This is a genomic window from Yersinia pekkanenii (assembly GCF_001152565.1).
GTDB classification, from domain to species: Bacteria; Pseudomonadota; Gammaproteobacteria; order Enterobacterales; family Enterobacteriaceae; genus Yersinia; species Yersinia pekkanenii.
This window is the reverse complement of record NZ_CQAZ01000003.1, coordinates 69,981-95,488: the sequence shown is the minus strand read 5'-3', so window position 1 is coordinate 95,488 and position 25,508 is coordinate 69,981. Positions and strand designations below refer to the sequence as shown.

Here is a 25,508-nt window from a genome sequence, read left to right as displayed (position 1 = left end):
CAAGCCGGGGAGTATATCACTATCTGATACGCTGCTGCGTACTAAAAACCAGACCTAAACGTCACGATTTCCCCGTCATTATCCGCTAGAATAGTTGGTAATAGGTTTTTGGCCTGAATACCAAGGTTACGTTTCATAGAAATTATCGAGTCGAATAGAACTATGCCGAAAAAAGCCGCATCACCTGAAACCAAAGCAGCCAGTTTTGAGACATCACTCAGCGAACTGGAACAAATTGTTATTCGTCTGGAGTCCGGTGAGCTCCCGCTAGAAGAGGCGTTAAATGAGTTTGAACGGGGCGTGCAGTTGGCCCGTTGTGGGCAACAGACCTTGCTGCAAGCTGAACAGCGAGTGCAGGTTCTTTTGAGCGACGATGTGGATGCGCCATTAGTCCCTTTCACTCCAGATACTGAGTAGCCTTATGTCTAACGCCTACTCATCAGTTGATTTTAGCCGGCAGCTTGCCGCATATCAGCAACGGGTCAATCAGGTCTTACTGGACTTTATCGCGCCTTTACCGTTTGGTAACAGTGAGTTAGTCGAAGCCATGCGTTATGGTGCGGTGCTCGGCGGTAAGCGGCTGCGCCCTTATCTGGTGTATGCCACCGGTCAAATGTTTGGCCTGTCACTCACCAATTTAAATCCGCCTGCGGCTGCAATTGAATGTATCCATGCCTATTCATTGATTCATGATGATCTGCCGGCCATGGATGACGATGATTTGCGCCGTGGGCAGCCTACTTGCCATGTTAAATTTGGTGAGGCCAATGCCATTTTGGCCGGTGATGCGCTGCAAACGTTGGCTTTCTCTATTCTGGCTGAAGCAAAGATGCCTGATGTGGCAGATAAAGATCGTCTGTCAATGATTGCTGAGTTGGCTAAGGCCAGTGGTGTCGCGGGGATGTGTGGTGGTCAGGCTCTGGATCTGGCAGCCGAAACACGCCAGATCTCACTGGCCAGTCTTGAACAGATCCATCGCCATAAAACCGGCGCCTTAATCCGAGCAGCGGTTCGTCTTGGCGCACTGGCAGCCGGTGAGCGGGGGCGCGAAGCACTGCCGTTACTTGATCGTTACAGTGAAGCCATCGGCCTGGCCTTTCAGGTTCAGGACGATATCTTAGACGTTATCGGCGATACAGCTACCATTGGTAAACGTCAGGGATCAGACCAGCAACTCGGGAAGAGTACTTATCCGGCACTGTTGGGGCTCGATTGCGCCAAAACCAAAGCAATGGATCTTTATCAGGAAGCGCTCAGCGCCCTGAATGCCTTGTCGGAGCAATCCTATAACACTGCGCCATTGCAGGCGTTAGCCTGTTTTATTATTGAGCGTGATAATTAGAAATATACTGGCGCTAATAAACGCAGATATACCCACTTTTGATATGAGCATCGAATGAGTCTTGATATAGCCAAATACCCGACACTGGCACTTGCACAGAATCCTGAAGAACTGCGCATGTTGCCGAAAGAAAGCCTGCCGAAGTTATGTGATGAACTGCGGCAGTATCTACTCGCGTCTGTCAGCCGATCCAGTGGGCATTTTGCTTCCGGACTGGGGGTAGTCGAGCTAACTGTCGCGTTACATTACGTCTACAACACACCTTTTGATAGCCTGGTGTGGGACGTAGGTCATCAGGCTTATCCGCACAAAATATTGACCGGTCGTCGTGAACAGATCGGCACTATTCGCCAGAAAGATGGTTTGCATCCTTTCCCTTGGCGCGGTGAGAGTGAATACGATGTGCTTTCGGTCGGCCATTCCTCAACGTCAATCAGTGCTGGCTTAGGTATGGCGGTTGCTGCGGAACGAGAAGGTAAAGGGCGGCGTACAGTTTGTGTCATTGGTGACGGTGCTATTACTGCGGGTATGGCTTTCGAAGCGATGAATCATGCGGGTGATATTCACTCAGATATGCTGGTTATCCTTAACGATAACGAGATGTCTATCTCTGAAAACGTCGGTGGTCTGAATAATCATTTGGCCCAGTTATTATCCGGCAAACTCTATGCCACCCTGCGTGAAGGTGGCAAAAAAGCGTTTTCTGGCTTGCCCCCGATTAAAGACCTGCTGAAACGGACCGAAGAGCACCTGAAAGGGATGGTGGTACCGAGTACCCTATTTGAAGAACTGGGTTTTAACTATATCGGGCCGATTGATGGCCACGATGTACAAGCATTGACACAAACGCTGAAAAATATGCGCAGCCTGAAAGGCCCGCAACTCCTGCACATTATGACCAAAAAGGGCAAAGGTTATGCACCGGCTGAAAAAGATCCCATCGGCTGGCACGCAGTACCCAAATTTGACCCCGTCTCTGGCACATTGCCGAAAAGCGTGAGTGGCTTACCCACCTATTCCAAAATCTTTGGCGAATGGTTATGTGAAACTGCTGCCAAAGACAGTCAGTTAATGGCGGTGACTCCAGCCATGCGTGAAGGTTCAGGCATGGTGCGTTTTTCTCGTGAATATCCGCAACAATATTTTGATGTCGCTATCGCAGAGCAGCATGCAGTGACCTTTGCCGCAGGTTTGGCGATTGGTGGTTACAAGCCAATAGTTGCCATCTACTCAACCTTCCTGCAACGGGCCTATGACCAGTTGATTCATGATGTTGCCATCCAGAATCTGCCCGTTCTGTTTGCTATTGACCGTGGCGGCCTGGTTGGCGCAGATGGCCAAACTCATCAGGGCGCATTTGATCTCTCGTTTATGCGTTGTATTCCAAATATGGTCATTATGACCCCAAGCGATGAGAATCAATGCCGTCAAATGCTGCACACCGGTTATCACCATAACGGGCCTGCGGCAGTGCGTTACCCACGTGGCAATGGCACAGGCGCGGTGCTGGAACCACTGGATATAATGCCGATCGGCAAAGGCGTGGTACGCCGCGAAGGTGAAAAGGTTGCCATCTTATGCTTTGGTACTTTACTGGCTCAGGTGCAGCTTGTCGCCGATAACCTTAATGCCACATTGGTGGATATGCGTTTCGTTAAACCATTAGATGAAGAGTTGATACTGGAACTGGCGGCCAGCCATGAGGTATTGGTCACTGTAGAAGAAAACGCCATTATGGGCGGCGCAGGCAGCGGTGTGAATGAGTTACTGATGGCAAAACGGCAGTTAGTGCCGGTATTGAATCTCGGTTTGCCAGACCATTTTGTTCCGCAAGGTGAACAAGATGAAATGCGCGCTGAATTTGGTTTAGATGCGGCGGGAATACAGCGTCAGATTGAAGCGTGGCTGGAGTAACTCAGACAGATAACACTGTGAGCCAAGGGCGACCACTCCTACAGCCGCTCCGGTGGCTAGCGCCACTACAATCCGAACGGAGTGTTTCCCTTGGTTCGAATTTCACCTGCAACTTGAAAGATGACCCAACATATACCCTATAGATTTCAAGCTGCAGGAAGGCGGCAAGTAAGTGCATCCCGATGAGTCTATTTATTTTAAGGCCAACGGGTCGTCAGTGATTCGGGTAAACGAACGCAGCCAACACACCTGCAACTTGAAAGATGACCCAACATATACCCTATAGATTTCAAGCTGCAGGAAGGCGGCAAGTAAGTGCATCCCGATGAGCTGACATGGGTCAGTGATTCGGGTAAACGAACGCAACCAACACACCTGCAACTTGAAAGATGACGGGTATCAGTAGAACAAATCGATTGGCCAGTAATGCCCGATGACAAATATAATCGCGGCCGCAATAACCCCGGCAATAATGTCATCAATCATGATCCCCATTCCACCGTGGACGTTGCGATCAAACCAGCGAATCGGCCAAGGCTTCCAGATATCAAAAATGCGGAATACCACAAAACCGGCAGCAACCCATTGCCAATCATTCACTGGCAATGCCATTAAGGTAATCCACATTCCGACAAATTCATCCCAGACAATACTGCCGTGGTCATGAACTTGCATATCTTTGGCAGTACGATGACAAATGTAAACACCAATACAGATGCTGAACATCACCACCAGGGAATAAAGTTGCCATGGCAGTTGAATTAATAATAGCCAAAATGGAATGGCGGCAATAGAGCCCATAGTGCCGGGCGCCCATGGAGATAAACCGCTGCCAAAGCCAGTTGCCAACAAGTGCCAGGGGTTAGATAACCGCAAACGACGTTTGGCTTCATCCATGGGAATTACCTGTTGAGAAGTGGTCGAAACCACGGAAATCCAACTTTACCACTTGACCTTCACGGAGGAATTTAACCCCTTCCGATTGCGGACCAATCTGACCAATACAAGTATAGTCGGCTCCGGTATTACTGAGCGCAACGTCCAGAGCACCACGGTTTATCTCTGGTACGGTAAAGCACAGTTCATAGTCTTCACCGCCGCTCAACGCCCAGCGCAATGCTTGCTCAGTATCAACCTGGCGTTTTAACGCATCAGAATACGGCAATGCATCCAATTCAATCCGTGCACCACAATGACTGGCTTTCAGGATATGTTGTAGATCGGAAATCAACCCATCGGAGATATCAATGGCAGAGCTGGCAAGCATGCGCAACGCCTGCCCTTGTAAAACGCGGGGTTGTGGCCGTAAATGACGTTGAATTAACGCCGCCCGGTCAGTTTCATTATCAACCCGCAACTTATTCTGCAAAATAGCCAGGCCCGCAGCGCTATCCCCTAATGTACCCGTGACGTAGATCCAGTCACCAATGCGCGCGCCAGCACGAGTCAATGCCCGCCCTTCCGGTACCAAGCCTTGAATCGTGAGAGTCAGACTCAGTGGCCCACGGGTAGTATCACCACCAATCAGTTGCATGCCGTAATAATTAAGCTGATCAAATAAGCTATCACTGAAGGCCTGTAGCCAGTCTTCATTGACATTTGGTAGGGTTAAAGCGAGAGATAACCAAGCAGGATCGGCACCCATTGCAGCTAAATCGCTCAGGTTTACCGCTAAAGATTTGTAACCAAGATCGGCCGGATCGATATCCGGTAGGAAATGAACACCCGACACCAGTGTATCCGTACTGATGGCCAACAGCTGTTTCTCTGCCACTGTAAGAAGTGCGCAGTCGTCTCCAATACCCAGCTCTACATCCCGGCGATTACTTCTGAACCGGTCAAAGTAGCGGGCAATGAGGTCAAATTCGCCACATGCCATAATACAATTCCAGAAATGTTAACCGATATATGATTAAGGCCGGAAGCCGGCCTTAAATCAAATAGTTACTGTAACAAAATTATTTTTTCTTACGTACCGTCGGAGCGACCTTATCCAGTACCCCGTTTACGAATTTATGGCTATCTTCCGCGCCGAAAGTTTTGGCCAGTTCGATAGCTTCATTGATTGCCACTTTATAAGGGACATCTTCACGTTTGCTTAGCTCAAACAGCGCAATACGCAGAATAGCTCTTTCAACCTGACCTAATTCTTCGAGCTGGCGGGAAAGAAAAGGCGCCATTAGCGCATCCAGAGAGGTTGCGTGGACGGCAACTCCGGACAGCAATTCGCGAAAATAGGAGATGTCTACATCTTTGACATCCTGCTCCGACAGGAACTGTAATTCAACATCAGCGATGTCGTTTTTAGACAACTGCCAAGAGTAAAGCGCTTGAACAGCGCACTCACGAGCGCGGCGACGAGCAGCAGGTTTCACGGAATTCCCCTTAACTTAACTAAATTCAGCCTTTAATAGCTTTGATTACATTAATCATTTCAAGCGCGGTCAGGGCAGCTTCTGCACCTTTATTCCCTGCTTTAGTACCGGCACGCTCAATTGCCTGCTCAATACTTTCTGTGGTCAGCACACCAAACGCTACCGGGATATCGCTGTTCATGGCTACACTTGCCAAACCAGAACTCGCTTCACCAGCAACATATTCAAAGTGCGCAGTCCCCCCACGGATGACCGTACCCAGCGCAATTACCGCATCGTAACGATCTGTTTTTGCTAAAACATTGGCAACCAGCGGTAGCTCATAGGCACCCGGCACCCAAACAACCGTAATGTTGTCATCAGATACCTGACCAATGCGCTTCAGGGCATCAATTGCACCATCCAGCAGGCTGTCGTTGATAAAGTTGTTAAAGCGCGCAATCGCAATCGCCACGCGGGCATTAGGAGTAGCAACAACACCTTCGATAACGTTCATAGCTTTCCTCAATATGGGTTCATACCCCGCAGGGGGGCGGATTCTATCATATTCTTTCACGTCCCGCCCCTGCGCATTTGTAAAACGGCTGGCAAGATGGTGATTAACAGAGGTAACCCCTGCGACTAATACTTCGGTTTCAACCGTAATCGTAGATCTGGCCCCACTTGACGCACATCACTGAATACAAACTCAGGAGCTTGCGACAAGTCCGTTAAACCAGCCAACTGGCATAACCCACGGGCATCGCTGCCCAACAGTTTTGGTGCGATATACAGAAGTAACTCATCAACCACACCCGCCTGTAACAATGCCCCCGCCAGTTGCGGCCCGGCTTCAACCCAAACCGAGTTAATTTGCCGTTTGCCCAGTTGCATCATCAATAATACCAAATCCACACCATTACCATGGCGAGGGAGTAATAATTGTTCGACATTGGCAGGCCATGGTTGCTTATCGGCCTCAACACGAGCCAACCAGCATGGGCCATCTTGTTGTGTCACTTTGTGTTGCGGCGTCACGCGATTATAGCTATCCAATATAATCCGAATCGGCTGACGCAGCCTATGCTGAGGATACAAGGCTTGAGTTTCAGCATCTAACGCCGACCAGCGCACCGTAAGCGAAGGATCATCCGTCAATACAGTGGCACTGGTACTGAGAATGGCCGAGCTCTCAGCCCGAAAGCGTTGCACATCCTGACGCGCCTGCGGCGAGGTAATCCACTGGCTTTCGCCCGAAGCCATCGCCGTGCGGCCATCCAGCGATGCAGCCATTTTTAATTGCAGATAAGGGAAACCGGTACGCATCCGTTTCAGGAACCCAAGGTTAATCGCCTCGGCCTCGGCCAGCATGAAACCGTGGTCGACGGCGATACCGGCTTGCTTCAATTTATATAGGCCGCGCCCGGCAACTTGTGGGTTCGGATCCTGCATCGCAGCAACCACTCGCGTCACACCGGCAGCAACCAACGCATCAGCACACGGAGGCGTGCGACCATGGTGGCTACATGGCTCAAGTGTGACATAGGCCGTTGCCCCCTGAGCTTTATCACCCGCCATATGTAACGCATGCACCTCGGCATGCGGTTCCCCTGCGCGCAGGTGATAGCCTTCACCGACAATCTCGCCATTACGGACCAAAACACAGCCGACATTAGGATTAGGTGAGGTGGTAAAGCGCCCCAGCCGCGCCAATTCAAAGGCGCGGGCCATATAGAATTCATCGGGCTGCATGGCTTTCCTTAGTTTTTATACTGCGATATTTGACGTTGTGATAAAGGATGCTCTGACAACGAAAATATGCTGATTAATCTTGCAAACGGGCAATTTCTTCGCCGAATTCGCGAATATCTTCAAAGCTGCGATACACCGAGGCAAAGCGAATATAGGCAACTTTATCCAGGCGCTTTAGTGCTTCCATTACCAGGTTACCGACCATTTTGGTCGGTACTTCGCGTTCGCCAGTCGCACGTAACTGGGATTTGATATGACTTATTGCTATTTCGACGTCATCAGAACTCACTGGCCGTTTTTCTAATGCTTTTAGCATACCCCGACGCAATTTATCTTCATTGAAGGGCTCGCGTACCTCATCACTTTTAATGACGCGCGGCAACACCAGTTCAGCCACTTCAAAAGTGGTAAAGCGTTCATTACAATCTAAACACTGGCGGCGACGGCGCACTTGCGAACCATCACTCACCAGACGGGAGTCAATGACTTTAGTATCCACAGCGGCACAAAAAGGGCAATGCATAGCGCTTCCTGATGGGTGAGCTTAAATTTAGCGACAGTTTACCGCGAACTGCGGCGACAACAAAGGCCAGAAGTAACCGTTTAATTTCTGCAAGGATTTACCACTCCTTGATGAACCGCTGCCAAATTATCCTATCCGAGGATAAAATATTGAGAGGGTCGAAAGGGTATTGAACCGGTGTAGCACGAAGTAATAAATGATGGACTATGTCATAAAATCGGTCTGAATCTACCAAATTGCTATTTTTATTGCTTTCATCTTTTGATAGCGGTATCAAATCTGATAACTGAGAGAGATCTTCATAGAGTTGCTCCTTTTTCTGCTGCCGACATTCAAATAAATCCGGAAATAGGAACGCGGCAATAATGTTAGCCAACCGCGTGCCGATACTTGACTTTGGGGTATCTAATTCCATGATTGCCAATCCAATAAGAAGAGTGGCATTGACATTATCTTTAGTTTTACCCTCATCTCCCTTTTGACCTATATTTACTGCGCATGATTTTACTTTTAACAAGATCTTGTCCAACAGTAACTGATTAACCTCTTTTAATTTTTCGTCGTAAACAGTTAAAACATTCAAATCATTTATTTTGGAAACTTCATCTTTGACAGACAGTGCATTAATCCTTTCCTTTATATTACTTATACCTTCCCATTTAAAAACTCGGTTATCACTACACATATCGACTAATTTTTCAGACAGTATATCGCTATATTTTAAATGGAGATATTTATCATCATCAGTGTTAATTTCATTTTTAACGCTATCTAGTATGACTTTATTCTTTTCATAATCTATCTTTTTAATCATACTTTCCTTAACCTTCCCATCATTATATAAAACCATACCTTTCTCACTAGTTAGCAAAGACATAGCCTCTGAGCTTATCTCTTTTTTATCAATTAATTTAAACCCTCCATTTTTTATTCCCTTCAACTCATAGTGTTCATTAATGGCAGAATCACTCGCTGCGCTAATTAATTTAGCTATTTCGTCACACTTCACACCCTTCACTGACATGTAATTATTTAACTCATATATATAATCACATTCTTTCCCACTATTTTCTAACTTGGCCTTACACAAATAGAAATCCGAACTATTTTTAATCCTATAATTACTTTCCACCTTATTAAAAATACAACGAACTTCATCTCTAATATTACTAAATACCTCACCATACTTTTCAACCTGAATTTCTTTTAAATCAACACCATCATCAATGGTGGAAACATAAAGATAATTACCAGAAACTCCGATATCACGCATTATCCCTCCGATTATTAAAGGTTATTTATCATCAATAAACATCACCCATAAACAATAGTGGATAGTTAAACCATCAGCTATCGAATTAAATCGATTTAGCCTAAAAAAACAAGATCTATAATTTATTATCCTTATTAAATTCACCATATTAATTTAAATAAAAAATATATTTACATAATAAATGCATCATCTAAGATTAATAAGTATATTTAAACAAAAATTGAATAGGAAAAGTAACTCGGTAATTTTTTGACTGCGGTAAATTAATTAATAAAGTCATCTATGTGCCAACAAAAAACCCTGATACCGGCTATACCAGTATCAGGGTTTTATCTTACAGCCTATCGCTTACAACCAATCTAAGGCAGGATCGAAGGCTGATCTGCGCCTTCTTTCTCAACTTTCTGCTGCAACATATGCTCACGTTTCATACCCAGTTTCAACGCCAGCGCGGACGCAACGTAAATGGATGAAACAGTACCGATGGAAACACCGATCAACATCGTCAGTGAGAAGCCTTGCAGCATCGCACCACCGAAGATAAACAGCATCAATACCACCATCAGCGTAGTTGCAGAGGTCATAATGGTACGGCTTAAGGTCTGGGTCAGTGACACGTTCATGATTTCGTAAGGCGTACCGCGTCGAATCTTGCGGAAGTTCTCACGAATACGGTCTGATACTACGATACTGTCGTTGAGTGAGTAACCGATAACCGACATCAATGAAGCGATGATGGTCAGATCAATCTCAATATGGAACAACGACAAGATCCCCATGGTAATGACCACGTCATGGGCCAGAGCAATAACCGCCCCCAGCGCCAGACGCCATTCAAAACGGAAACCGACATAAACCAGAATACTCAGCAACGCGACCAATAACGCCATACCACCGGCCTGGGCTAAATCACTGCCCACACTTGGCCCGACGAATTCGATGCGTTTTACCGATGCATTTTTGTCCACTGACTCATTGATAACCGAAATGATTTTATTGCCCAATTCCTGCCCGGCAGTCCCGGTTGCCGGTGGCATACGGACCATAACATCACGGGTGCTACCAAAGTTCTGCAGGATTGGCGATTCAAAACCGGCCTTTTCCAGCGTGTCGCGCAGTTGATCCAGATCCGCAGGGTTTTCCAGGTTAATTTCAATCACCGTACCACCGGTGAAGTCCAGACCCCAGTTGAACCCTTTAACGGAGATAACCGTAATGGATGCCACCAACAACAGCAACGAGATGCCGAAAGCGACGTTATCCCAGCGCATAAAGTCATAAACTCTACGGCCATAGTTCAGTTGTTCAACAGTATAATCCTGTGCCACAACGTACTCCTCAAATAGACAGCTTGTTAATCCGCTTGCCGCCGTAAAGCAGGTTGACGATGGCACGAGTACCGACTATTGCGGTGAACATTGACGTTATAACACCGATTGCCGTTGTAATGGCAAAGCCTTTAATCGAGCCGGTACCTACAGCATATAGAATAATCGCAGTGATCAGTGTCGTTACGTTCGCATCGACGATACTTGAGAAGGCACCTTTGTACCCTTCATGAATCGCTTGCTGGATCGTCCGCCCGTTCCTGTACTCTTCTTTTATTCGCTCGTTAATCAGTACGTTAGCATCAACTGCTACCGCCAGCGTCAATACGATCCCGGCAATACCCGGCATGGTTAATGTCGCCCCCGGTAAGAGGGACATAACACCGACGATCAACACCAGGTTAGCCAACAGTGCAGTACTGGCGATCACGCCAAACTTACGGTAGTAAACCACCATAAACAGGATAGATACCGCCAAGCCCCACAAGCAAGCTTCCAGACCTTGAGTAATGTTCTGTGAACCCAAAGTTGGCCCGATAGTACGCTCTTCCACAATCTGGATTGGGGCAATCAATGCACCCGCACGCAGCAACAAGGAAAGCTGACGAGCTTCAGCCGGGTTATCAATGCCGGTAATGCGGAAACTGTTACCCAAGCGCGACTGAATGGTCGCCACGTTGATAACTTCTTCCTGCTTAACCAGAATAGCCCGGCCATTAGCATCTTTTTTACCGCTGTCTTTATATTCTACAAACAAAGTCGCCATCGGCTTGCCGATGTTGTCTTTGGTAAAATTAGACATCAAAGACCCCCCCGCACTGTCGAGTGAGATATTAACCTGAGCCTGGTTATATTCGTCGGTGCTGGAGGTTGAATCGGTAATATGGTCACCGGTCAGGATGACACGTTTGTACAAGACAACCGGACGGCCTTCACGGGTATTTTTGACTTCTGAATCACCCGGTACACGACCGGAGGCTGCGACAGTGGCGTCAACATTACTGTTTACCAGACGGAATTCCAACGTTGCAGTCGCACCAAGGATCTCTTTGGCACGCGCTGTATCTTGGATACCCGGTAATTCAACCACAATACGATCTGCCCCCTGGCGCTGAACCAACGGCTCAGCTACACCTAATTGGTTAACCCGGTTACGTAGAATGGTAATGTTTTGTTGCACCGCATATTCACGCGCTTCCCGCAGACGGTCATCAGTCATTACCGCTTTTAAGGTATTGCTACCATTGGAGCCAATAACCAGGTCACGGTGGCGAGAAGAGAGGTAGCTGACGGCATCATCGCGGGTTTTATCGTCGCGAAAACGCACTTCAACACCATAGTTATCAAGCTTACGCACGGTGGCATACGGGATATTTTTCTCACGCAGATCGGTGCGCAGGGTATCCATCGTTTGCTCTTGCAGCTTGCCAAGCGCGGTATCCATGTCCACTTCCATCAAGAAATGTACACCACCACGCAGGTCAAGACCCAGCTTCATAGGCTCTGCACCCAACTTGGCAAGCCAAGACGGTGTTGCCGGAGCCAGGTTTAACGCGATAACGTATTTGTCCCCCATGGCCTCCATCAGTGCCTCACGGGCGCGCAGTTGGACGTCGGGATCTCTAAAGCGAGCCAGGATTGCACCATTTTCCAGCGCAATGGACTTGCTCGCTATGTTGTCTTTTTCTAAAACGTCACGGACTTGGACCAGCGTTGTTTCACTGGCGGCGATTCCTCGCGCACCAGTGATTTGAACAGCCGGATCCTCACCATAAAGGTTGGGAAGTGCATATAGCAGACCGATGAAGATCACAGCGATCAGCATCAGATACTTCCACAAAGGATAACGGTTTAACACGGCAATTCCCTTCGGGAAAATCGAAAATTACAGAGCCTTCATTGTACCTTTCGGTAAAACGGCAGCAACGAAGTCACGCTTGATCATCACTTCAGTGGTGTCGTTCAGTGCGATGACGATATAGCCCGTTTCCGCAACTTTAGTAACACGACCAAGTAAACCACCCGTGGTTAAAACTTCATCACCTTTACCGATAGAGTCCATCAGTTTTTTGTGTTCTTTGGCACGTTTTTGCTGCGGACGCAGGATCATGAAGTAAAAAATCAGACCAAATACCACCAGCATAATCACCAGGGAGTACGGGCTACTCTGAGACGAAGCCCCAGCGGATGCGACAGCATCGGAAATGAAAAGACTCATTAAAATTCCCTCATTGTTATCAATATCAGTAGTGTGAAATCAGTGCGATAAAATCAGTAACGGTAAATCGTAACTGTTTAATCTATAAATATACCCTTCATCGAAATCTATTGGGTAGTCAAAGCTAGTAATTTTAAAATCAAGCGTTTAATGGTGGAATAGGTTTCCCTATTCGGCCATAGAAATCTTCAACGAAGCTCTCTAATTTACCCTCTTCAATAGCCTGCCGTAAACCCGCCATTAAGCGCTGGTAGTACCGCAGGTTATGAATCGTGTTCAATCGCGCACCCAATATTTCGTTGCAACGGTCGAGATGATGCAAGTAGGCACGGCTATAATTGCGACAAGTGTAGCAATCACAGTGTTCATCCAGCGTTGCAGTATCATCCTTATGCTTGGCATTACGGATTTTTACTACCCCGTCAGTCACGAACAGATGGCCATTACGGGCATTGCGCGTTGGCATCACACAGTCAAACATGTCGATACCGCGACGCACACCTTCGACCAGATCCTCGGGTTTCCCCACGCCCATAAGGTAACGTGGTTTATCCGCTGGAATCTGTGGACAGACATGCTCCAGAATGCGGTGCATATCTTCTTTTGGCTCACCGACCGCCAGGCCGCCCACAGCGTAACCATCAAAACCAATATCTACCAGCCCTTTTACCGACACATCACGTAAATCTTCGTAAACACCGCCCTGAATAATGCCGAACAATGCATTTTTATTATCCAGTTCATCAAAGCGTTGGCGACTACGAGCCGCCCAGCGCAGCGACATTTCCATCGAGCCTTTGGCATAATCCCAATCCGCCGGGTATGGCGTACATTCATCGAAAATCATCACGATATCGGAGCCGAGATCGTATTGAATTTCCATCGATTTTTCCGGGCTGAGGAAAACCTTATCGCCATTTATCGGGTTTTGGAAGGTCACCCCTTCTTCTTTAATTTTGCGCATCGCACCGAGGCTAAACACTTGGAAGCCGCCAGAATCGGTTAGGATCGGACCGTGCCATTGCATAAAATCATGCAAATCGCCATGCGCCTTGATAATCGCCTGGCCTGGGCGCAACCAGAGGTGGAAAGTGTTACCCAACAAGATCTGTGCGCCGGTTTCTTTCACTTCTTCCGGGGTCATACCTTTTACTGTGCCATAAGTACCCACAGGCATAAATGCCGGAGTCTCTACCACACCGCGCTCAAATATCAGACGACCACGACGAGCACGCCCGTCAGTTTTTTGTAATTCGTACTTCACATAACCTCCAGCATCAGAGAAACAGTCTGATGTTGTTATTGCCGGATCACACAATATGTATGACCTAAAATTTACGGGTTAACTCGTTCTTGTGGTGCCTGCAGATTACGGCTGATGAACATTGCATCACCGTAACTGAAAAAGCGATATTGTTCTGCTACCGCCTGCTGGTAGGCATTCATAGTATTTTTATAACCAGCGAAAGCAGAAACCAACATTATCAATGTTGATTCAGGTAAATGGAAGTTGGTGACCAATGCATCCACAACCTGATAGTGATAACCCGGATAAATAAAGATACGAGTGTCACCGAAGAAGGGTGCAATCAGCGCATTCTCAGCGGCCTTGGCAGCACTTTCCAATGAACGTACTGATGTAGTGCCTACCGCTACGACCCGATTGCCACGCGCTTTACAGGCCAGAACCGCATCAACCACCTCTTGAGGTACTTCTGCATATTCGGAATGCATAATGTGCTCTTCGAGGGTCTCTACACGTACTGGCTGGAACGTCCCTGCGCCAACATGCAAGGTCACGAAAGCCATCTCAATGCCTTTTTCGCGCAGTGCGGCCAGCATTGGCTCATCGAAATGCAGCCCAGCGGTTGGCGCTGCAACGGCGCCAGGACGCTGGCTATAGACCGTCTGATACAATTCACGGTCTGCATCTTCATCAGGGCGATCAATGTAAGGAGGTAAAGGCATATGGCCAACGGCATTCAGGATAGTGAAAACATCGCGCTCATCCTCAAACCGCAGCTCAAACAACGTGTCATGGCGCGCCAGCATGGTGGCACGAATACTCTCGTCATCGCCCAACAGCAGCTCACTTCCCGGCTTAGGCGACTTTGAGGCTTTTACATGGGCCAATACGCGATGGTCGTCCAAAACACGTTCCACTAACACCTCAAGCTTACCGCCACTGGCTTTACGGCCAAATACGCGAGCCGGAATCACTCTGGTGTTATTGAATACCAGCAGATCACCAGGTACCAGTTTATCCAGCAAATCAGTAAAAATGCCGTGCGTTAACGCTCCCGTAGGGCCATCCAGTGACAATAAGCGGCAACCGCTACGCTGGGGCTGGGGATAATGGGCAATCAGAGATTCCGGTAGCGCAAAAGAAAAATCGGCAACACGCATGGCTTTCCACTTCATATCAGAACGGACCCGTACCAACAGAGTTGATGGGACAGGTTCACAAAAACAGGCCGCTAGTCTAGAGCCCTCAAGGTCTGGCTGCAAGAGATAAGGAGTGTTAGCCGCGATTTGCCATACCTAAAGTCACAAAAATTACGGCGATGCTGCAAACCTGCAAATCCCTCTAGATTGAACAAGACCCAGTGATTCAGATGGCAAATTTGCCGGGAACAGATTTGAACGCGTTTTACAGCGGCCTCGCTAATGGGCCGAGTAACAAGCACCACTCACACACTCACACCGCTGCAACTTCAAGTAAGATGGGTATATACTCGCCGCATGAACTTTCTTGCGCACCTCCATCTCGCCACTCTGGCGGACAGCTCTCTACTCGGCAATCTACTGGCAGATTTCGTCCGAGGTGACCCACAGGGTGAATATGCCCCTGAGATTGTGGCAGGTATAATGATGCATCGCCGTGTTGATGTGATGACTGACACATTGCCGCTAGTTAAAGAAGCCCGCACTTACTTTAGCGCTGATTATCGCCGGGTTGCCCCCATTACATTGGATGTGCTGTGGGATCATTTTCTGGCCCGGCATTGGGATAAGCTGATGCCTGATTGTGCGTTGCCCGATTTTCTCCAATATGCCCAAAGCCAGATTTTGCCGCATTTAGAGCTGACGCCAATACGTTTCCAAAATCTGAATGCTTATCTGTGGCCGGAGCGTTGGCTAGAACGCTACGCTGAACTACCCTTTATAGCTGATGTGTTACAAGGTATGGCTAACCGACGGCCAAAACTGGCCGCGCTTGCGGGTTCTTTTCATGATATAGAGCAACACTATCAGCCATTAGAACAATTGTTTTTGGCGTTTTATCCTGCGATGATGTTGCAGGCACAACGTAAGCAAATCTAGGTAAAAACACTTTTATTTGTATGGTTACTGGCACTAAGTCACTTGCGCTTTCTCGCAAAATGGGTATCTTAGCAAGACTATGAAACTAAAATCGTCGTAACAATAGGCAAAAGCTATCACAGCGATTGGTATTTATCCCTTTATTCATTGCGCTTAAATACCTATGCTGTGCCAATACTTTTAAGATAACTGGTTAATCCATCCCTATTAACAGGAGTAATTTATGGTTCTGGTAACTCGTCAAGCCCCTGATTTTACAGCAGCTGCTGTTCTTGGTAACGGCGAAATCGTTGAAAACTTCAACCTGAAAAAACACCTGAACGGCCGCCCTGCCGTCCTGTTCTTCTGGCCAATGGACTTCACTTTCGTTTGTCCTTCAGAGTTAATCGCTTTCGACCACCGTTACGAAGAATTCAAGAAACGTGGCGTTGAAGTTGTTGGCGTTTCTTTTGACTCCGAGTTTGTACATAACGCATGGCGTAAAACCCCAGTAGATAAAGGCGGTATTGGCGAAGTTAAATACCCAATGGTTGCTGATATCAAACGTGAAATTCAGAAAGCCTACGGCATTGAACACCCAGAAGCTGGCGTGGCACTGCGCGGTTCATTCCTGATCGACAAAAACGGTATTGTTCGCAGCCAAATCGTTAACGACCTGCCAATCGGCCGTAACATCGACGAAATGATCCGTACTGTTGATGCCCTGCAATTCCACGAAGAACACGGCGAAGTTTGCCCTGCACAGTGGGAAAAAGGGAAAGCAGGTATGGGCGCATCGCCAGATGGCGTTGCTAAGTACCTGTCTGAAAACGCCTCTAAATTGTAATAACGGTTTACGCCGCCCCTGATTTGCTCAGGGGTATCAAGCCAGTCAGTTCACACTGACTGGCTTTTTTTATGCTGATATAAACCAAACGACGACATACCAACAATACTGATATATCCCCAAAGTAATTGGAGTTGCAGCTAGGCGGCAAACGAGTAAATTCCGATGAGCTTACATAAGTAAGTGATTCGGGTGACAAATCTGCCGGGAGCAGATTTGAACGCTGCTTGCAGCGGCCTCAACGAGGCGAGGCCCACGGATGGGCCGAGTAACGAGAGCAGCTAACAACGCTATAATTTCAAGTAAGAAGGGGATATTTTTGTGGCATATTCAGCCTCCTTGCCTTTCAGCAGGTAAGAAGCTACCGTAATGTTGCTGGGCATTAGGGAGCCTCGTATTGATTAACTTCAGTACGGGGCTTTTTCCTATCTGCTTTATGGCAACTGCTGCTCCATATCAGTACATCTATCCCTGATTCGAGCAATGCCCAAAGCAGACAGCTTCAAGCACCCGCCGCAGAGTCTATATAATAATCATTTTTATTCCCAGCTTACCTACCGTAGGAATATCTCTCTATATTCAATTAGTTATTTTTATTTATCTTAACGCCACTGACCTCTCAGTTTGACAATAACTGACTCCCTCACCTCCTAATGCCAATTAATTAGCAGCTATAAACATTAATTCTGCTATTAATTATTACTGGCGTGTTATTTGCACACTCCATATGCAGTACTTTGAACTATCAAACAAAAATGATCAGGTAACCCCTGGCGGGCAGGAAATAACAGGAGTCAGAATGTTTTTGAAAAAATGGAATAAACCCTTAACTGTATTGGCGTTATTGGTGAGCGGCACTCTTCAGGCTGCCTCGACACCGGCAGTGGAAGCAAAAAATGGCATGGTTGTCACCTCCCAATATCTGGCTTCACAGGTAGGAACAGATATTCTAAAAATGGGCGGAAATGCCGTTGATGCCGCAGTGGCGGTAGGTTATGCACAGGCGGTAGTGAATCCGTGCTGTGGTAATATTGGCGGTGGTGGCTTTATGACCATTCATCTTGCCGATGGAACCGATACCTTTATAAACTTCCGTGAAACAGCCCCTGCGGCGGCCAGTGCTGATATGTATTTGGATAAAGACGGCAACGTGACTAAGGATGCCAGTTTGTATGGATATCTGGCCGCCGGCGTGCCAGGAACGGTATTGGGAATGGACAGTGCACAGAAGAAATATGGCAAGCTAACCCGCCAGCAAGTCATGGCTCCGGCGATCAAACTGGCTCGTGAAGGCTTTGTATTGACCCGTGCCGATACAGATATTCTGGATACTACCGTCAAACGTTTTCGTCAGGATCCTGAATCTGCCCGTATTTTCTTGCGTAAAGATGGGGAAGCTCTGCAACCGGGAGACCGTTTGATTCAGGCTGATCTGGCTGATACCCTGACCGCCATTTCAGAGAAAGGGCCGGATGCATTCTATCAAGGTAAAATACCTCAAGCAGTAGAAGCAGCAGCCAAAAAAGGTGGCGGCATCCTCACTGCCGCCGACTTTGCTCATTATAAAATCACCGAAACCGCACCGATTACCTGTAGCTATCGCGGTTATAAATTCGTTTCCTCACCACCGCCCAGCTCTGGTGGTGTCACTTTATGTGAAACTCTCAATGTCCTTGAAGGTTATGACCTGAAAAATATGGGTTTTAACTCAGCGGCTTACATTCATACGCTGACAGAAGCCATGCGCCACGCCTATATGGATCGCAATACTTTCCTCGGCGACCCTGAGTTTGTTAAAAATCCGATTGATCGTCTGCTAAGCAAAAGCTACGCAGCAAATATCCGCAAGCAGATAGTCGCCAATCAGGCAACACCCTCAGTAGATGTGCAGCCGGGTATGCAACCTCATGAAAAGCCAGAAACTACCCATTATTCCATCGTCGATCATGAAGGTAACGCGGTATCTACAACCTATACGGTTAATGGCCGCTTTGGGGCAGTGGTGATTGCACCCGGAACCGGTTTCTTCCTGAATGATGAAATGGATGATTTCACCGTTAAAGTGGGCGAGCAAAATATGTATGGCTTGGTTCAGGGGGCAACCAACGCCATCGCCCCCGGTAAGCGCCCACTATCGTCTATGAGCCCGACATTGGTGACCAAAGAGGGTAAGACATTTATGGTATTGGGTTCACCAGGTGGCTCACGGATCATCACCATTACCCTACAAACGGCGTTAAACGTCATTGATCACGGTATGGCACCACAAGAAGCGGTAGATGCGCCACGCATTCATCATCAGTGGCTACCAGACGAGGTTTATTATGAGCAACGTGGTGTATCCGCAGATAGTCTTAATCTGCTGAAAAACAGGGGATATAAAATGGTTGAGCAGAACCCATGGGGGGCTGCTGAGCTGATTCTAGTTGGTTTAGCAGGCGTTGAGGGTGTCAGCCCGGCCAACTCCGGCAATGATTCGGCGGTCTCCGGCAAAGTACGCGAAGGCTATCTGTACGGGGCTAACGATGTACGCCGCCCTGCGGGTGCCGCTATCGGTTACTAACCGTTATCAGTCACTGATGGTTTGACGGCTATAAGTCCCCCATCAACGTATCGATAGGGGACGTTTATCCGCTTAATGGCATCACCACGGCAGTGAATGCCCCTGATAGTCAATAAAGCCATGGCCGCCCTTACCTGAGGCATGTTCAATTTGGTCAACCACACCTTTCACACTGGTTGCAATCGTCAGTGGTGCTGCATCCCCACCCATATCAGTTTTGACCCAACCCGGATGAATCGATAATACCGTCAGAGTAGGGTCTGCCACTTCAGCGACCAGGCTGCGAGTCATCATATTCAGTGCGGCTTTACTGGCTGAATACAAAGATTTATGACCAGAAGCATTGTGGCCAAGGCTACCTAACTGAGAAGACATAAAGGCCAGCACACTGTGGGTTGGATTACGTTGCGCCAGCAGATATTGAGCAATACGGATGGGCGAAATTGCATTGGTTTGGAACAATTCGAGGATCTCTTCCGGTGTAGCCTCAACCGCCGATTGATGCTCCGGCCCGGAGATACCCGCATTAACAAATATCAGGTCAAACGTCTGGTCCTTTACCTGTGGCAGAAACTGTTTAATGCTTTCAGGTTGATTAATATCCAATGTTAACCAATGCGCCGCATGGGCCGCGGTATCTTTCGCCACACCGCGTGTAGTCGCAGTAACTGACCACCCACGGCGATTCAGTTCATCCACCAGCCCTAGCCCCAAGCCTCGTGAGGCACCGATAATTAATGCTTGTCTTTTGGTTGAGTTCATATTATTCCCCTTCAGTGATTTACCCGCCAACTATCTATAGCTGTCATATATTCTATAGCTGTCATATATATAGTATCTCAACCAAAGAAAAAGTGGCGCTTAGCCGCTTCAGATATCTACCCTTGTACAGTCACCGCTAAGTTAGCACTCACTATAGTGGCCAGCTAAAACTGGCTACGCCATAGAGTGACACTCTCTCCCGCCAGTTGCAGATTGATGCCTGCGTCAGTGACATCCAGTGCGGATAAACCTTCCAGACGTTGCCACTCAGCAACATTGAGCAAAGGAGATCTCGGCAATGAGATATCGGTGTTGTTATTACGCTGTATTGCTACCATCACACGTTCACGCTGGTCGCTGCGAATAAATATTAGAGAATCGCCATTGGCATAAATCACCTGACAGCCACCACGCCGTAACGCCATACTTTTGCGACGTAACGCCGCCATTCGCTGACATAGTTTTAGTAAGTCATGGTCCCACTGCGTCTCATCCCACGGGAACGGTTTGCGACAGAATGGATCATTGCCCCCGTCCAAACCAATTTCATCGCCGTAAAATAAGCACGGCACACCAATCCAGCTAAACAGCCATACCAGCGCCATTTGCATACGGGCTTTATCACCATTCAGCAGCGTTATAAATCTGGCGGTATCATGGCTGTCTAATTGATTAAATAAACGAAGCTGATGACCATGCGGCAATCCAGCACGATACTCATCCATCCAGTAGGCACAATCCTCAGCATTGAGTTTTATCGGATGATAAGCCACATCAATACCCGCCAAAAAACTGCGAACTGGCAACGCAAAACCCATATAATTCATTGCCGAATCTTCCACTCCGGCATGTAACCAATTACGGGCGTCACCAAAGTGCTCCCCCAGAATATAAGCCTGCGGGTTTTCTTCTTTCGCGGCCTGATAGATACCGGCCAGATGGCGTAAATTCCCTCTGGCCCCCCCCTCTTCCCCGAGCATGTGCACCACATCCAACCGCCAGCCATCAATGCTGTATGGTGGCCGTAACCAATGCCGCACTACGCTATCATCACCACGGTAAATTTGATTTACCACGCCTTCATTAGCGAAGTTGAGCTTCGGTAAACTGGCATTGCCCTTCCAATCCAGCGCCCGCCCATCTGGGAAGAAATTAAACCAACCACGGTAAGGTGAATCCTGGTGATGGCAAGCCCCATTCTTTCCTTGCTGATGGCGATCAAACCAAAGATGGGAATCACCGGTGTGATTAAATACCCCATCGAGCACCAGTTTTATACCGGCATCACGGGTTATCGTGCGCAACTGAAGGAAAGCAGGTTCACCGCCAAGATAGGGATCAACCTGATAATAATCTTGCGTATCGTACTTGTGTACGCTGGGCGCAGTAAAAATCGGATTCAGATACAGCGCAGTCACACCAAGCTGTTGCAAATAAGGGATTTTTTGGCTGATACCCGCCAAATCACCGCCATAGAATGTCGAGGCGGCATTGACATCATCTAGCGGCTGTTGCCATTCACGACGAGATACCGGATGACCGGCAGCATGATGGATGTAACTTCCCTCCTGCACACCATGATCCCCCTGACTACTGGCAAAACGATCGGGGAATATCTGATAAAAAATTTGGTCGGCAACCCAGTCAGGGCCACTGTCAGGCAGATCAATGGCAAACTGTGCCAGTTGTGCCGGAGGGACTACCGAGAAACCTAACGGGCCGAACCACTGTTGGTGGTCATTCCACAACAGTTTAAAGCAGTAACGCCGCGTCGGCTGGCCTTCATGTAAAGGCAAAGTCGCACCATAGCGCCAAAAACCATCACGCTGCTCAGCTTTCATGGTGAGCAACCATTCCTCATTATCTGGCTCGCAACGTAAGAAAACCTGTGTGGGCAGGGTATCGCCCTGTAGCCACTCTCCATTTAGCCACAGCGTAATATGTAATGCATCGCCCCGCTGACGAACAAAAGGCGGAACCGGTAGATGCCAACCACTCAGCATAAAACTCTCCTGCTTTAACCAAAACCATTCCTGTTAAGGCTATCTGGTGCAGACATTAACGTCGCGACACATTCACCTGTATAAATGTAACCGATATAAACAATGCCATTTTGTGAACAGACTTCCCTCATCTGTCAGCATAAATATCGGGGATGAGGTCGGGGGCGGAGAGAATTATTGCGTCGCTAAATGACCAATATAATTTAAAAAAACAAAAAAGCCGGGAAATCTCCCGGCTTGATATAAAACTCAACGCAGTATTATTCAGCGTTTTTCGCAAGCTCTACCTGTTTCTTCTGGTGGTTTACCTTAAAGTAATACCCCACCAGTAACAGAACAATCCACACTAACCCAACATACAGTGAGATGCGGGTCGTTGGGAACCAGCCAATCAGGCCAATGATAAACACCAGGAAAATGATTGCCAGCACCGATGTGAATGTGCCGCCACGCAGAGGGAAATCCAATGCTTTAATCTGCTCTTTACTCAGCGAACGGCGGAAACCAATTTGGGAACACAGGATCATGATCCATACCCAAACCGTAGCAAAAGTCGCCAGTGAGGCGATCACCAGGAACACATTTTCCGGCATGATGTAGTTCAGGTAAACCGCAGTCAGCATGGCACCCATCATCACCAATACCGTTACCCACGGCACACCGCGTTTGGATATGGCGGCAAACGCTTTTGGCGCATGGCCCTGCTCTGCCATCCCATTGAGCATACGCCCAACACCGAATACATCGCTGTTAATAGCAGATAACGACGCGGTGATAACCACAAAGTTCAGAATACCCGCAGCAACAGTAATTCCCATATGCTGGAAGGTCAGGACAAACGGGCTGCCATTAGTGCCAACCTGGTTCCACGGATAAATAGACATGATGACAAACAGAGTACCGACATAGAACACCAGAATACGCCAGGGTACTGAGTTGATGGCTTTCGGAATGGATTGTTTCGGGTTCTCAGCTTCACCGGCAGTAATACCGATAATCTCAATACCACCATAAGCAAACATCACCAGTTGCAATGATAGGATCATGCCGACAAAACCGTTACTGAAGAAACCGCCGTTAGTCCATAAATTGTGAATACCGGTCGGCTGCCCACCGTTGCCAATACCCCAAATGATGATACCAACACCGGCCAAAATCATGATGATAATGGTGGCAACTTTGAAGAATGAAAACCAAAACTCCAGTTCACCGAACACCTTAACACTCATCATATTGACTGCGCCGATGATAAGGACAACACTCAGCACCCACACCCAATGAGGGACATCTGGGAACCAGACGCCCATATAAATACCAAAGGCGGTCACATCAGCAATAGCAACAATCAGAATCTCAAAGCAATAAGTCCAGCCGGTGATATAACCCGCCATTGGCCCAAGGTAGTCTTGCGCATAGCGTGAGAAAGAACTGGCCTGCGGGTTATTCACTGACATTTCACCCAAGGCCCGCATGATGATAAATGCCACCACGCCACCAATCAGGTATGCCAATAATACGCTCGGCCCCGCCATTCTTATCGCATCAGCCGAACCATAGAATAAGCCGGTACCAATTGCTGAACCCAATGCCATAAAGCGAATATGGCGTGTAGTCAGACCACGCTTTAGCGTGTTTTTGACTGGTAATTCCATGAACATTGCCCCGTTTTTTTTCAGCAAAAAGCCACGGGGATGAGCCGTGGCTAAAAAATCTTATTACTGTGCAGTTATTGCTTAACAGCAACTTCCTGACGACAGCAGAGGCGATCGTACAACCCTACGACGACGAATACCAGCAGGGAAGGCGATAACCAAGCCAGACCTTGTTCAGCCAACGGCAGATGCTGAGTCCATTCGGGCAGGAAATGCGCAAAATTAGAGGCTTTCACCGCATCAAGGATGCCGAACAACAAGCTGACCAACATCACCGGGGCTACAATGCGCGAGGCGTGATTCCACCAGCGCAGGGTGAAACTCATCAGAACCAACACGATACATGGCGGATATATCGCCGTCAGTACCGGAATGGAGATCTTAATCAAATGGCTCAGCCCCAGATTAGATACCATCATTGAGAAGATACCGAGGATGAATACCAGTGTCCGATAAGACAGTGGCAGGTACTGAGCAAAGAATTCGGCGCAGGCGCAGGTCAGGCCCACCGCTGTTACCATACAAGCGATGAAAATCAATGCCGCCAGGAACACACTCCCTAAACCACCAAAAGTATGCTGAACATAAGCATGCAACACCACGGCACCGTTCTGTGCATCTGGTGTCAGGCTGCCACTGCTGGAGCCGAGTTTAAACAAACTCAGGTAGACCAGCGTCAAACCGATACCGGCAATTAACCCAGCCCAAATGGTGTAACGGGTCAGTAATTGTGAGGAAACCACGCCACGGGAACGGGCGGCATTCACAATCACAATGCCGAATACCAAGGCACCTAAGGTATCCATGGTGAGATAGCCATTGACGAAACCTGAAGAGAACGGTACCTGCTGATAGGCATCGGTTGCCGGAATCAATGGGCCAGCAGGCCAAATCAACGCAGCGATACCTAAAATAGCCAGCGCTAAAATTTTCAGCGGGGCCAGAATATGCCCAACCGTATCCAGTAAGCGCCCGGGATACAGCGAAATCCCAATGACCAGCGAGAAATAAATCACACTATAGATAAACAGAGGCAACGGGCCATCGCCAGTTAAAGGTGCGATACCCACTTCGAAGGAAACCGTTGCCGTACGTGGGGTGGCAAACAGAGGGCCAACGGCCAGATAGCAAACGACGGCCAATACCAAACCAGCACTGCGGCCAATTGGGGAGCTAAGTGCATCAATACCTCCGCCCACTCGAGCCAGTGCAATAACCGTAATTACCGGTAAACCGACGGCGGTAATCAGGAAGCCCAAAGCGGCCCACCACACATGTTCACCCGATTGTAAACCAACCATCGGCGGGAAGATGATATTGCCAGCCCCAACGAATAAGGCAAAGGTCATAAAACCTAATGCCATAATGTCTTTAGACGATAAACGATGACTCATAGTGATGTGCGTTGCCTAGTTAAATGATCAAAAGAAAAAGTCCTAAGTTGTGGTCTTTCCGACGTGATCGAAACGATACAAAGCGCTATTAAATGCCAAATCCGGCGGTCAATAAGCCATCTATTTCGTCAGTATGCAGTGTTTTTGAAGTTATTTGCAGGTGGAATAGGCCGACAACGACCATAAGTAGACCGTTTATAGCGGAGAAAGGCAAGTCTTGATCATAAAAGCAGAGTTATCATCTATATAATATAAATAAAGCAGTTAATAACGCCAGATT

At 48.0% G+C, this 25,508-nt stretch carries 22 protein-coding genes; 6 read left to right on the top strand and 16 right to left on the bottom strand.

The window, feature by feature from the left end:
- Positions 1–162 precede the first annotated feature (162 nt).
- The 3 genes from xseB to dxs are packed head-to-tail and all read left to right on the top strand — an operon-like array spanning position 163 to position 3,256.
- Positions 163–417: an exodeoxyribonuclease VII small subunit gene (xseB, locus tag AEP37_RS02265; RefSeq protein WP_049609203.1), complete on the top strand. Its 255-nt coding sequence runs from the start codon at positions 163–165 to the stop codon at positions 415–417.
- 4 nt (positions 418–421) lie between these two features.
- Positions 422–1,342 (top strand): (2E,6E)-farnesyl diphosphate synthase, encoded by a 921-nt coding sequence (ispA, locus tag AEP37_RS02260; RefSeq protein WP_049609200.1) that lies wholly within the window; start codon positions 422–424, stop codon positions 1,340–1,342.
- Positions 1,343–1,396: 54 nt separating this feature from the next.
- Positions 1,397–3,256 carry a 1-deoxy-D-xylulose-5-phosphate synthase gene (gene dxs, locus AEP37_RS02255; RefSeq protein WP_049609197.1) on the top strand — a complete coding sequence of 620 codons (1,860 nt, stop codon included), beginning with the start codon at positions 1,397–1,399 and terminating at the stop codon, positions 3,254–3,256.
- Between the two features lie 399 nt (positions 3,257–3,655).
- On the opposite strand, the gene pgpA is transcribed toward dxs, so the two are convergent.
- The 12 genes from pgpA to queA form a co-directional block, all read right to left on the bottom strand.
- Positions 3,656–4,153, bottom strand: a complete 498-nt coding sequence (gene pgpA / locus AEP37_RS02250) for a phosphatidylglycerophosphatase A (RefSeq protein ID WP_049609194.1) — start codon at positions 4,151–4,153, stop codon at positions 3,656–3,658.
- On the bottom strand, positions 4,146–5,135 hold the full coding sequence (gene thiL, locus AEP37_RS02245) for a thiamine-phosphate kinase (protein WP_049609192.1): 990 nt from the start codon (positions 5,133–5,135) through the stop codon (positions 4,146–4,148). Before thiL ends, pgpA begins: the two co-directional genes overlap by 8 nt.
- Positions 5,136–5,214: 79 nt before the next feature.
- Positions 5,215–5,631 (bottom strand): transcription antitermination factor NusB, encoded by a 417-nt coding sequence (gene nusB, locus AEP37_RS02240; RefSeq protein WP_049609188.1) that lies wholly within the window; start codon positions 5,629–5,631, stop codon positions 5,215–5,217.
- Positions 5,632–5,656: 25 nt separating this feature from the next.
- A complete protein-coding gene (gene ribH / locus AEP37_RS02235; RefSeq protein WP_049609185.1) occupies positions 5,657–6,127 on the bottom strand; it encodes a 6,7-dimethyl-8-ribityllumazine synthase in 471 nt (156 codons plus the stop codon).
- Positions 6,128–6,252: 125 nt separating this feature from the next.
- Positions 6,253–7,362 carry a bifunctional diaminohydroxyphosphoribosylaminopyrimidine deaminase/5-amino-6-(5-phosphoribosylamino)uracil reductase RibD gene (gene ribD, locus AEP37_RS02230; RefSeq protein ID WP_049609182.1) on the bottom strand — a complete coding sequence of 370 codons (1,110 nt, stop codon included), beginning with the start codon at positions 7,360–7,362 and terminating at the stop codon, positions 6,253–6,255.
- A 73-nt stretch (positions 7,363–7,435) separates the two neighbouring features.
- Positions 7,436–7,885 (bottom strand): transcriptional regulator NrdR, encoded by a 450-nt coding sequence (gene nrdR, locus AEP37_RS02225; RefSeq protein WP_049609178.1) that lies wholly within the window; start codon positions 7,883–7,885, stop codon positions 7,436–7,438.
- A gap of 97 nt (positions 7,886–7,982) precedes the next feature.
- On the bottom strand, positions 7,983–9,158 hold the full coding sequence (locus AEP37_RS02220) for a hypothetical protein (protein WP_049609175.1): 1,176 nt from the start codon (positions 9,156–9,158) through the stop codon (positions 7,983–7,985).
- Positions 9,159–9,517: 359 nt separating this feature from the next.
- A complete protein-coding gene (secF, locus tag AEP37_RS02215) occupies positions 9,518–10,486 on the bottom strand; it encodes a protein translocase subunit SecF (RefSeq protein WP_049609172.1) in 969 nt (322 codons plus the stop codon).
- A 10-nt stretch (positions 10,487–10,496) separates the two neighbouring features.
- Complete coding sequence (gene secD / locus AEP37_RS02210) at positions 10,497–12,344, bottom strand: protein translocase subunit SecD (RefSeq protein WP_072086226.1); 1,848 nt, start codon at positions 12,342–12,344, stop codon at positions 10,497–10,499.
- A 27-nt stretch (positions 12,345–12,371) separates the two neighbouring features.
- Entirely contained in the window at positions 12,372–12,704 is a 333-nt protein-coding gene (yajC, locus tag AEP37_RS02205; RefSeq protein WP_049609169.1) for a preprotein translocase subunit YajC, read from the bottom strand.
- 139 nt (positions 12,705–12,843) lie between these two features.
- Positions 12,844–13,968, bottom strand: a complete 1,125-nt coding sequence (tgt, locus tag AEP37_RS02200) for a tRNA guanosine(34) transglycosylase Tgt (RefSeq protein ID WP_049609166.1) — start codon at positions 13,966–13,968, stop codon at positions 12,844–12,846.
- Between the two features lie 71 nt (positions 13,969–14,039).
- Positions 14,040–15,110 carry a tRNA preQ1(34) S-adenosylmethionine ribosyltransferase-isomerase QueA gene (gene queA / locus AEP37_RS02195; protein ID WP_049609463.1) on the bottom strand — a complete coding sequence of 357 codons (1,071 nt, stop codon included), beginning with the start codon at positions 15,108–15,110 and terminating at the stop codon, positions 14,040–14,042.
- 336 nt (positions 15,111–15,446) lie between these two features.
- On the opposite strand from queA, the gene AEP37_RS02190 reads away from it, so the two are divergent.
- The 3 genes from AEP37_RS02190 (at position 15,447) to ggt (ending at position 19,417) form a co-directional block, all read left to right on the top strand.
- Positions 15,447–16,028 carry an acyl carrier protein phosphodiesterase gene (locus AEP37_RS02190; RefSeq protein ID WP_049609163.1) on the top strand — a complete coding sequence of 194 codons (582 nt, stop codon included), beginning with the start codon at positions 15,447–15,449 and terminating at the stop codon, positions 16,026–16,028.
- A gap of 223 nt (positions 16,029–16,251) precedes the next feature.
- Positions 16,252–16,854 (top strand): peroxiredoxin C, encoded by a 603-nt coding sequence (locus AEP37_RS02185; protein WP_049609162.1) that lies wholly within the window; start codon positions 16,252–16,254, stop codon positions 16,852–16,854.
- Between the two features lie 799 nt (positions 16,855–17,653).
- Positions 17,654–19,417, top strand: a complete 1,764-nt coding sequence (gene ggt / locus AEP37_RS02180) for a gamma-glutamyltransferase (RefSeq protein WP_049609160.1) — start codon at positions 17,654–17,656, stop codon at positions 19,415–19,417.
- A gap of 81 nt (positions 19,418–19,498) precedes the next feature.
- Here the strand turns inward: ggt and AEP37_RS02175 are convergent, their stop codons facing one another.
- The 4 genes from AEP37_RS02175 to brnQ form a co-directional block, all read right to left on the bottom strand.
- A complete protein-coding gene (locus AEP37_RS02175; RefSeq protein ID WP_049609158.1) occupies positions 19,499–20,179 on the bottom strand; it encodes an SDR family oxidoreductase in 681 nt (226 codons plus the stop codon).
- A gap of 164 nt (positions 20,180–20,343) precedes the next feature.
- Entirely contained in the window at positions 20,344–22,182 is a 1,839-nt protein-coding gene (malZ, locus tag AEP37_RS02170; protein WP_049609155.1) for a maltodextrin glucosidase, read from the bottom strand.
- Between the two features lie 260 nt (positions 22,183–22,442).
- On the bottom strand, positions 22,443–23,834 hold the full coding sequence (gene proY, locus AEP37_RS02165; protein ID WP_049609152.1) for a proline-specific permease ProY: 1,392 nt from the start codon (positions 23,832–23,834) through the stop codon (positions 22,443–22,445).
- Positions 23,835–23,908: 74 nt separating this feature from the next.
- Positions 23,909–25,228 (bottom strand): branched-chain amino acid transport system II carrier protein, encoded by a 1,320-nt coding sequence (brnQ, locus tag AEP37_RS02160; RefSeq protein ID WP_049609149.1) that lies wholly within the window; start codon positions 25,226–25,228, stop codon positions 23,909–23,911.
- Between the last annotated feature and the right edge of the window lie 280 nt (positions 25,229–25,508).

Bases quoted from the DNA above. Each gene is read 5' to 3' on its own strand.
- ribD (WP_049609182.1), bottom strand. From the start codon at position 7,362: ATGCAGCCCGATGAATTCTATATGGCCCGCGCCTTTGAATTGGCGCGG.
- ribH (WP_049609185.1), bottom strand. From the start codon at position 6,127: ATGAACGTTATCGAAGGTGTTGTTGCTACTCCTAATGCCCGCGTGGCG.
- ispA (WP_049609200.1), top strand. From the start codon at position 422: ATGTCTAACGCCTACTCATCAGTTGATTTTAGCCGGCAGCTTGCCGCA.
- AEP37_RS02185 (WP_049609162.1), top strand. From the start codon at position 16,252: ATGGTTCTGGTAACTCGTCAAGCCCCTGATTTTACAGCAGCTGCTGTT.
- AEP37_RS02220 (WP_049609175.1), bottom strand. From the start codon at position 9,158: ATGCGTGATATCGGAGTTTCTGGTAATTATCTTTATGTTTCCACCATT.
- xseB (WP_049609203.1), top strand. From the start codon at position 163: ATGCCGAAAAAAGCCGCATCACCTGAAACCAAAGCAGCCAGTTTTGAG.
- pgpA (WP_049609194.1), bottom strand. From the start codon at position 4,153: ATGGATGAAGCCAAACGTCGTTTGCGGTTATCTAACCCCTGGCACTTG.
- AEP37_RS02175 (WP_049609158.1), bottom strand. From the start codon at position 20,179: ATGAACTCAACCAAAAGACAAGCATTAATTATCGGTGCCTCACGAGGC.
- nrdR (WP_049609178.1), bottom strand. From the start codon at position 7,885: ATGCATTGCCCTTTTTGTGCCGCTGTGGATACTAAAGTCATTGACTCC.
- dxs (WP_049609197.1), top strand. From the start codon at position 1,397: ATGAGTCTTGATATAGCCAAATACCCGACACTGGCACTTGCACAGAAT.
- ggt (WP_049609160.1), top strand. From the start codon at position 17,654: ATGTTTTTGAAAAAATGGAATAAACCCTTAACTGTATTGGCGTTATTG.
- brnQ (WP_049609149.1), bottom strand. From the start codon at position 25,228: ATGAGTCATCGTTTATCGTCTAAAGACATTATGGCATTAGGTTTTATG.
- malZ (WP_049609155.1), bottom strand. From the start codon at position 22,182: ATGCTGAGTGGTTGGCATCTACCGGTTCCGCCTTTTGTTCGTCAGCGG.
- queA (WP_049609463.1), bottom strand. From the start codon at position 15,110: ATGCGTGTTGCCGATTTTTCTTTTGCGCTACCGGAATCTCTGATTGCC.
- yajC (WP_049609169.1), bottom strand. From the start codon at position 12,704: ATGAGTCTTTTCATTTCCGATGCTGTCGCATCCGCTGGGGCTTCGTCT.
- thiL (WP_049609192.1), bottom strand. From the start codon at position 5,135: ATGGCATGTGGCGAATTTGACCTCATTGCCCGCTACTTTGACCGGTTC.
- AEP37_RS02190 (WP_049609163.1), top strand. From the start codon at position 15,447: ATGAACTTTCTTGCGCACCTCCATCTCGCCACTCTGGCGGACAGCTCT.
- proY (WP_049609152.1), bottom strand. From the start codon at position 23,834: ATGGAATTACCAGTCAAAAACACGCTAAAGCGTGGTCTGACTACACGC.